Here is a 7,210-nt window from a genome sequence, read left to right as displayed (position 1 = left end):
GGGCTGCGCAGCAGCCCTGAAAACCCCAGGGGCTGCTGCGCAGCCCAACGCGGGACAAGCCCGCTCGCCACAAAGGCGTTCGCCACAAGGAGATATGTCTGGCGGGAACAGGTTTGTACAAAACCATAGCATCTCCCACAGAGACCGCGCACAGCCGCAATATCGAGGCCTTGCCTTGAACCTGTGATAGCCAGCCGGCAGAGGTGTTTTTCCGTGCACCCGCTAGCCTTGAAACAGTGCCCCCTGTAGCAATTGCGCACCAGCGGTGTGCAGTTCGGTGACGCATGCTGTTACAGGACGGTTGCACGTTAACACTGCCAAGGGTTGCAATGATGGCACCGGCTGGTTGCGACTTGTCTATGCATGCGGTGGCGCTACACGCGGCGCAGACGGTTGCACGCTCAATAAAGAAAAGGCCGCTGGTCGCCTGTTATCGCGCCTTACCCTGTGTTTTCCCAGAAGACAAAACCGATGGCACGGCCCTTGCTCAGAGCACAGGGTTGAGAAGTTGTAGTGCCAACCAAAAAAAACTCTAGGAGCACCACCTCATGTCGCAGACGTTTTACAAGAAAGGTTTCCTGGCACTGGCTGTAGCCACCGCGTTAGGTGTTTCTTCGTATGTCCAGGCCGACGTCAAGATCGGTGTTGCAGGGCCGATGACCGGTGCCAACGCAGCGTTTGGCGAGCAATACATGAAAGGTGCCCAGGCAGCGGCCGACAAGATCAACGCAGCCGGCGGCGTGAACGGCGAGAAGATCGTCCTGGTGAAGGGCGATGATGCCTGCGAGCCCAAGCAGGCCGTGGCCGTGGCCAACCGCCTGGTCGACCAGGACAAGGTAATCGGCGTGGTCGGGCACTTCTGCTCCTCCAACACCATCCCCGCCTCCGAGGTGTACGACGAGGCCGGCGTCATCGCCATCACCCCGGGCTCCACCAACCCGCAGGTCACCGAACGCGGCCTGTCAGCGATGTTCCGCATGTGCGGGCGTGACGACCAGCAAGGCATCGTTGCCGGCAACTACATCGTCGATGTGCTCAAGGGCAAGAAGGTGGTGGTGCTGCACGACAAGGACACCTACGGCCAGGGCCTGGCCGACGCGACCAAGGCGCAGCTGGAAGAACGTGGCGTCAAGCCGGTGCTGTACGAAGGCCTGACCCGCGGCGAGAAAGACTTCAGCGCCGTGGTCACCAAGATCCGCGCTGCCGGTGCCGATGTCGTCTACTTCGGTGGCCTGCACCCTGAAGCCGGCCCGCTGGTACGCCAGCTGCGCGAGCAGGGCCTGAAGGACGTGGCGTTCATGTCCGATGATGGCATCGTCACCGATGAGCTGGTCTCCACCGCAGGCGGTGCGCAATACACCAACGGCGTGTACATGACCTTCGGCGCCGACCCGCGTCTGCTGCCAGAAAGCAAGGCGGTGGTGGAGGAGTTCCGCAAGAACGGCACCGAACCTGAAGGCTACACCCTGTACGCCTACGCTTCGCTCGAAGCCCTGGCCGCAGGCTTCAACGGCGCCAAGTCGAACAAAGGCGAAGATGCCGCCAAGTGGCTCAAGGCCAACCCGGTCAAGACCGTCATGGGCGAGAAGAAATGGGACGCCAAGGGTGACCTGACCGTGTCCGACTACGTGGTCTACCAGTGGGATGCCAACGGCAAGTACCACCAGCTGGACAAACAAAAATAATAACGGCAACCGGCCCGGGCCTACGCCCGGGCCCAAGCCCCTGCGGTACCTGTCTTTGTCAGAAGATCTGCACCCCGTTGCGCCGCCAGGGCCTTTGCACGCCAGGCCGCCGTGGCCGGCGCTGGTGCAGTCTCAATCAGGTGAGATTGCGTTATGGATGGTATTTTCCTGCAGCAACTGGTCAATGGCCTGACCCTCGGGTCGGTCTATGGCCTGATCGCCATCGGCTACACAATGGTCTATGGCATCATCGGCATGATCAACTTCGCGCACGGCGAGGTTTACATGATTTCCGCCTACCTGGCGGCAATCAGCCTGGCATTGCTGGCCTATTTCGGCGTTGAATCCTTCCCCTTGCTGATGCTCGGCACGCTGTTGTTTACCGTCGTAGTCACCGGTGTCTACGGCTTCACTATCGAGCGCATCGCCTACAAGCCGCTGCGCAACTCTACCCGCCTGGCACCGCTGATCAGTGCCATCGGCATTTCGCTGATCCTGCAGAACTACGCACAGATCAGCCAGGGCGCGCGCCAGCAGGGTGTGCCTACGCTGCTTGAAGGCGCCATGCGCGTCGAGGTCGGCAGCGGCTTCGTGCAACTGACCTACACCAAGATCTTCATTCTGATAGCGGCATTCGCCGGCATGGCGCTGCTCACCTACGTCATCAAGTACACCAAGCTCGGGCGCATGTGCCGGGCCACTCAGCAGGATCGCAAGATGGCCTCGATCCTGGGCATCAATACCGACCGGGTGATCTCCTACGTATTCGTCATTGGCGCGGTGATGGCCGCCCTGGCCGGCGTGCTGATCACCATGAACTACGGCACCTTCGATTTCTACGCAGGCTTCATCATCGGCATCAAGGCGTTCACCGCCGCAGTGCTGGGCGGCATCGGCTCGCTGCCTGGGGCGATGCTTGGCGGGATCATCCTGGGGATTTCCGAGTCGCTGTTCGCCGGCACGATCAACTCCGACTACAAGGACGTGTTCAGCTTCTCGCTGCTGGTGATCATCCTTATTTTCCGCCCACAAGGCCTGCTCGGCCGCCCACTCGTGGCCAAGGTGTGATCATGTCTGTTGCCAATACTGCCCAAATGACACAAAACAAAGGGATCGACCTCAAGCGCAGCCTGGTAGAAACAGTCATCGCCGGGCTGCTGGCGTTGATCGTGTTCGGCCCGGTGGTCGGTGTGGTCCTCGACGGCTACAGCTTCAATGCACAGCCCATGCGCGTGGCCTGGCTGGTCGGCGCGGTGATGGTGGGGCGCTTCGTGCTCAGCCTGTTCCTGCAAAGCTCGGTCGGCCAACGCCTGCAGTCGGGCTTCGATAATGGCGGCTCGGGTGTGCATGTGCTGGCGCCGGACTACAAGACCCGGCTGCGCTATATCATCCCGGCGCTGATCGTGATCGCCATCGTGTTCCCCATCTTTGCCAACAAGTACCTGTTGACCGTAGTGATCCTCGGTCTGATCTATGTGCTATTGGGGCTGGGGCTGAACATCGTGGTGGGCCTGGCCGGGTTGCTCGATCTGGGCTACGTGGCGTTCTATGCCATTGGCGCCTATGGCCTGGCGCTGGGTTATCAGTACCTGGGCCTGGGCTTCTGGAGTGTGCTGCCGCTGGCGGCCATTGCCGCCGCGCTGGCGGGGTGCATATTGGGCTTCCCGGTGTTGCGCATGCACGGTGACTACCTAGCCATCGTGACCCTGGGCTTTGGCGAAATCATTCGCCTGGTGCTGAACAACTGGTTGTCGTTCACTGGCGGCCCCAACGGCATGCCGGCGCCGTCGCCGACCTTCTTTGGCCTTGAGTTCGGCCGCCGGGCCAAGGACGGCGGGGTGCCGATCCATGAGTTCTTCGGCTTCGATTACAACCCCAACCTCAAGTTCGTGTTCATCTATGCGGTGCTGTTCATGGTGGTGCTGGCGGTGCTGTACATCAAGCACCGGCTGACCCGCATGCCGGTCGGGCGCGCCTGGGAAGCGCTGCGCGAGGATGAAATCGCCTGCCGCTCGATGGGCCTGAACCACGTACTGGTCAAACTCTCGGCATTCACCTTGGGCGCTTCTACGGCAGGGCTTGCAGGGGTGTTCTTCGCCACCTACCAGGGCTTCGTCAACCCCTCGTCGTTCACCTTCTTCGAATCGGCGCTGATTCTGGCCATCGTCGTGCTCGGCGGCATGGGCTCGACCGTGGGCGTGGTGATTGCAGCGTTCGTGCTGACCGTGGCGCCGGAGCTGCTGCGCAGCTTCTCCGAATACCGCGTGCTGCTGTTTGGCGTGTTGATGGTGTTGATGATGATCTGGCGACCGCGCGGGTTGATCCGCATCAGCCGTACCGGTGTGGTCCCGCGTAAAGGAGTGGCGCCATGAGCGACGATATCATTCTGTCGGTCGACAACCTGATGATGCAGTTCGGTGGCATCAAGGCGCTGAGCGATGTCAGCCTGCAAGTGCGGCGCAACCAGATCTTCGCCCTGATCGGCCCCAACGGCGCCGGCAAGACCACGGTGTTCAACTGCCTGACCGGCTTCTACAAGGCCAGCGGCGGGCGCATCGAGTTGAATGTTCGCGGTAGCCGCACCAACGTCATCCAACTGCTCGGCGAGCGCTTCCAGGCCGCCGACTTCGTGTCGCCGGCACGCTTTGCCAGCCGGGTGTACTACAAGATGTTCGGCGGCACCCACCTGGTCAACCGCGCGGGGCTGGCGCGGACCTTCCAGAACATTCGCTTGTTCAAGGAAATGTCGGTGGTGGAAAACCTGCTGGTGGCCCAGCACATGTGGGTCAACCGCAACCTGCTGGCCGGGGTGCTTAACACCAAAGGCTATCGCAAGGCCGAAAGCGATGCGCTGGACCATGCGTTCTACTGGCTGGAAGTCGTCGACCTGGTGGACTGCGCCAACCGCCTCGCGGGCGAGCTGTCGTACGGCCAGCAGCGGCGCCTGGAGATTGCCCGGGCCATGTGCACGCGGCCGAAGATCATCTGCCTGGATGAGCCAGCGGCTGGCCTCAACCCGCAGGAAACCGAGGCGCTCAGCCGCATGATCCGCGTGCTGCGCGACGAGCACGACATTACCGTGGTGCTGATCGAGCACGACATGGGCATGGTCATGAGCATTTCCGACCATATCGTCGTGCTTGACCATGGCAACGTGATCGCCGAGGGCGCGCCGCAGGAAATCCGCAACAACCCGACGGTGATCGCCGCCTACCTGGGTGCCGACGAAGAGGAACTGGTATGACAGCGCCCATTCTCCAATTGCAGGACCTGGATGTGTTTTACGGGCCGATCCAGGCGCTGAAAAAGGTTTCGATGCATATCAACGAGGGCGAGACGGTGAGCCTGATCGGCGCCAACGGCGCGGGCAAGTCGACGCTGTTGATGTCGATCTTCGGCCAGCCGCGCGCAGCGTCCGGGCAGATTCTCTACCGCGGCACCGACATTACCCGCAAGTCATCGCACTACATCGCCTCCAACGGTATTGCGCAGTCGCCGGAAGGCCGCCGGGTGTTCCCGGACATGACGGTTGAGGAAAACCTGATGATGGGCACCATCCCCATCGGCGACAAACACGCCGATGAGGACATGCAGCGCATGTACGAGCTGTTTCCACGGCTCAAGGAGCGGCGCAACCAGCGGGCGATGACCATGTCGGGTGGCGAGCAGCAGATGCTCGCCATCGCCCGCGCCCTGATGAGCCGGCCCAAGCTGTTGCTGCTCGACGAGCCCTCGCTGGGGCTGGCACCGATTGTGGTCAAGCAGATCTTCGCCACCCTGCGCGAGCTGGCCAAGACCGGCATGACCATTTTCCTCGTGGAACAGAACGCCAACCATGCGCTGAAGCTCTCGGACCGCGCGTATGTGATGGTCAACGGGCAGATCCGCATGACCGGCACCGGCCAGGAACTGCTGGTCAACGAAGAAGTGCGCAACGCCTACCTGGGCGGGCACTGATGTTCTGATCGCGGGGCAAGCCCGCTCCCACGGACATCTCGATAATCTGTGGGAGCGGGCTTGCCCCGCGATGCTTTTTATGCTGCCAGGCACATGTGGACAACTTGTCGCACATCTTTCTGGAAGCACTCCATAACCCCCTCGCAAGCCGTTGTTTCCACAGGCAGAAACTTTCCACGGAATATGTGGAACCGCCTGTGGAAAACATGGTGGCATGTTGCTCTAGGCCTTGTTCGGCGGGGTCTGTAGGGTTGTGGTTATTATTTGATCAATTCCCCTTTGTGGATTACTTGGTGAAGCTTTTCAACGTCACGACGAGGCTTCCACAGCTTGAATTTTCTGTGGATAACTCTGTGCAAAACCTTTGGACACAACCGCCTAGGCGGCATGCCTGAAAGCCTTGCGCCATCACTGAGGTGATGTGCAGTGCTCCACGCGCAGTCGAGCGCTCCCAAGTTGCCCCCAATCCGTGGGGAAAGCCTTGTGGATAACATGCGCATAGCCTGATCCAGCCCCTCTGCCACAAGGGTTTCATGGGTATGGTCATTTATTGATCAATCGCTGAAACGGTTGTCGGAAAAGCCTGCGCCGGGCATGCTGCGAGGCCGGCCGACGAATATCCACTGCGAGGAGAGCAAAGCATGACGTCCACCGTTTTCATCACGGGTGCAACTTCCGGTTTCGGTGAGGCCACGGCCCGCCGTTTCGCTGATGCGGGCTGGAAGCTGGTCCTCACCGGGCGCCGCAAGGAGCGCCTGGATGCACTGTGCGCGGAGCTGTCGGCCAAGACCGAAGTCCATGGCCTGGTGGTCGATGTGCGTGATCGCAAGGCCATGGAAGCGGCCATCGCCAGCCTGCCGCCTGCGTTCGACAAACTGCAGGGGCTGGTCAACAACGCAGGCCTGGCCTTGGGCGTGGATGCCGCGCAGAACTGCAGCCTGGACGACTGGGAAACCATGGTCGACACCAACATCAAGGGCCTGATGTACACCACCCGCCTGCTGCTGCCACGGCTGATTGCCCACGGCCGCGGTGCGTCGATCCTCAACGTAGGCTCGGTGGCTGGCAATTACCCCTACCCAGGCAGCAACGTGTATGGCGGCACCAAGGCGTTTGTCGGCCAGTTCTCGCTGAGCCTGCGCTGTGACTTGCGCGGCACTGGGGTACGGGTCAGCAATATCGAGCCGGGCCTTTGCGAGAGCGAGTTCTCGCTGGTGCGCTTCGGCGGTGACCAGGCCAAGTACGACGCCACCTACGCGGGCGCCGAGCCGATCCAGCCACAGGACATTGCCGACACCATCTTCTGGGTCCTCAACCAGCCGGCCCACATCAACATCAACAGCCTTGAGCTGATGCCGGTGAGCCAGGACTGGGCAGGGTTCTCCATCGACCGGTCGGCCAAGGGTTAAGGCATACGCCTGTCGGCTCGCGCGTAGGTTATGTGCAGCCCTGCACCGGCCTCATCGCAGGCTGGCGCCAGCCACGGAGGTGGTGCCCAACCGCAACATTGCTGGCTGGCCCCAATCCTGTGGGAAACGATAGTTAGTTGTGGCGAGCGGGCTTGTCCC

At 61.4% G+C, this 7,210-nt stretch carries 6 protein-coding genes; all 6 read left to right on the top strand.

Annotated features, from left to right (window positions below):
* The first annotated feature begins 548 nt into the window (after window positions 1-548).
* The 6 genes from HU720_RS23435 to HU720_RS23410 all read left to right on the top strand — a co-directional run bounded on the left by HU720_RS23435 (window position 549) and on the right by HU720_RS23410 (window position 7,051).
* Window positions 549-1,685 (top strand): branched-chain amino acid ABC transporter substrate-binding protein, encoded by a 1,137-nt coding sequence (locus HU720_RS23435; protein WP_186523454.1) that lies wholly within the window; start codon window positions 549-551, stop codon window positions 1,683-1,685.
* Window positions 1,686-1,838: 153 nt separating this feature from the next.
* On the top strand, window positions 1,839-2,753 hold the full coding sequence (locus tag HU720_RS23430) for a branched-chain amino acid ABC transporter permease LivH (protein WP_186523452.1): 915 nt from the start codon (window positions 1,839-1,841) through the stop codon (window positions 2,751-2,753).
* Window positions 2,754-2,779: 26 nt separating this feature from the next.
* Complete coding sequence (gene livM, locus HU720_RS23425; RefSeq protein WP_186523456.1) at window positions 2,780-4,057, top strand: high-affinity branched-chain amino acid ABC transporter permease LivM; 1,278 nt, start codon at window positions 2,780-2,782, stop codon at window positions 4,055-4,057.
* Complete coding sequence (locus HU720_RS23420) at window positions 4,054-4,929, top strand: ATP-binding cassette domain-containing protein (protein ID WP_186523451.1); 876 nt, start codon at window positions 4,054-4,056, stop codon at window positions 4,927-4,929. Before livM ends, HU720_RS23420 begins: the two co-directional genes overlap by 4 nt.
* The gene (locus HU720_RS23415) at window positions 4,926-5,642 is read left to right on the top strand and encodes an ABC transporter ATP-binding protein (RefSeq protein ID WP_186523449.1); all 717 of its coding nucleotides are present in this window, start codon (window positions 4,926-4,928) and stop codon (window positions 5,640-5,642) included. The genes HU720_RS23420 and HU720_RS23415 overlap by 4 nt, the downstream gene beginning before the upstream one ends.
* Before the next feature lie 641 nt (window positions 5,643-6,283).
* Window positions 6,284-7,051, top strand: coding sequence for an SDR family oxidoreductase (locus HU720_RS23410; RefSeq protein WP_186523447.1), 768 nt, complete (start codon window positions 6,284-6,286; stop codon window positions 7,049-7,051).
* The last annotated feature ends 159 nt before the right edge of the window (window positions 7,052-7,210 follow it).

Source organism: Pseudomonas sp. SWRI51 (assembly GCF_014268825.1).
GTDB lineage: Bacteria > Pseudomonadota > Gammaproteobacteria > Pseudomonadales > Pseudomonadaceae > Aquipseudomonas > Aquipseudomonas farsensis.
This window is presented reverse-complemented; position numbering and strand designations above follow the sequence as displayed.